This is a genomic window from Endozoicomonas sp. ONNA1 (assembly GCF_024606325.1).
Taxonomy (GTDB): domain Bacteria; phylum Pseudomonadota; class Gammaproteobacteria; order Pseudomonadales; family Endozoicomonadaceae; genus Endozoicomonas_A.
This window is the reverse complement of the sequence record NZ_JAHHPN010000992.1, coordinates 1-1,305: the sequence shown is the minus strand read 5'-3', so window position 1 is coordinate 1,305 and position 1,305 is coordinate 1. Positions and strand designations below refer to the sequence as shown.

The window sequence follows — 1,305 nt, the reverse complement described above, 5'->3', positions numbered from 1 at the left end:
TATCCAGAGGTTCTTTCGGTTGAACAGTGACAATAGATACCTTGCCATTCTCATCAGTTATGGTGATAACTTTCAAGCCGGTGGCGTTGTCAGTTTCAATACTGAGGTTAATATCTGTCGACTGTAATGGCTCATCGGTTATTGTAATGTTAGGGTCGTTTGAAATGACAAACACCGGGTCGGTGGGTGATTTTAGCTGGTTTGAAGATTCAGGTGAAGTTAGCGAGTTTGAAGCATCATCAAAATCACCTACAATGGTATCCCAGATGTGGCTACCTTCTTCTGGTCTCACCAGAGAATATGCACCGAGTGCTACTCCAACAGTTGTTGCGGCCAATGCAAAACCGACTGAGCCAGCTGCCATTGCAAACATGCCTGCAGTTCCAAGACCTAAGCCCAAAATGTCCTGGATTGTTGCATCACTTAATTTGTTGTCGTTATTTAACTCGCTATAAGCTTTTTCAACTATCGCAGGCACTTGGGCTATTAGAACAGCTATATTGGCTTTGCCTATCGTTTTGCCTGCAAGCTCAGCAGCATCAGCCATTGTAGCTAAGGCATCAAGCGCAGCTATCAAATCTGAACCTGCTTTGAGGTAGTCACCATCTGAATAACTGTCTGCGGCTGATGCAATTGAAGTTGAGGCTCCATGGCCTTGCAGTATTCGAACCGCAGCCTCAGCGTTACTGATCCCTATTGTTGACATATTCCTACCTATGGAATTTAATTGTTAGCATCAAAGAAAAAAATAGTAGACACAACGTGATATAGGCTAATAGTCTTGAAGGTTTTTTCAAGTACACATCCATGACATACTTTTCATTCAATAAATATTCGCTATTGCGATATATCTGGAAAACGAAGTCCTCATTTGATAAGTAATCTGCAACTATATATTTAATACATAAATAATCACCTCTTTTAATATCTAGCTGTTTTATTTTTGAAACAAGTTTTTTATCTATGACTCTAATAGTATTTTTTTCCTTATCCTTAAGCTCAATAAGCCAAGCAGATATTCCTCTTTTGGAAGATGCCCAAAATGACTTGACCACCTTTCCACAAACCAAAGCTGCAGAATTACGATCAGTTTCGGACCTGGTTATTTGACTAATGTAGCTATAACAAAAAACAATGCTAGCTGTAATCGCAATTCCAAGAAGCAATTGCTTGGCACTACTCATCTTTAGGTCAAAAGTTATTTTCATACAGGTATAGCCCATAGCAGCAACAATAAAAATAAGGGCAATAATAATTCGATGCTACTGCGTCAATTGAAAATACTTACCACCATTTTTCTTCACA

Annotated in this window: 2 protein-coding genes; both read right to left on the bottom strand. The window is 39.2% G+C overall.

The annotated features are described in order from the left end of the window. On the bottom strand, positions 1-706 hold a 706-nt coding region (locus KDK19_RS23870), incomplete at its 3' end, for a hypothetical protein (protein ID WP_257293104.1). 4 nt (positions 707-710) lie between these two features. After that, on the bottom strand, positions 711-1,208 hold the full coding sequence (locus tag KDK19_RS23865) for a hypothetical protein (protein WP_257275043.1): 498 nt from the start codon (positions 1,206-1,208) through the stop codon (positions 711-713). Positions 1,209-1,305: the final 97 nt, after the last annotated feature.

Coding starts and splice junctions, on each gene's coding strand:
- KDK19_RS23865 (WP_257275043.1), bottom strand. CDS start 1,208: ATGAAAATAACTTTTGACCTAAAGATGAGTAGTGCCAAGCAATTGCTT.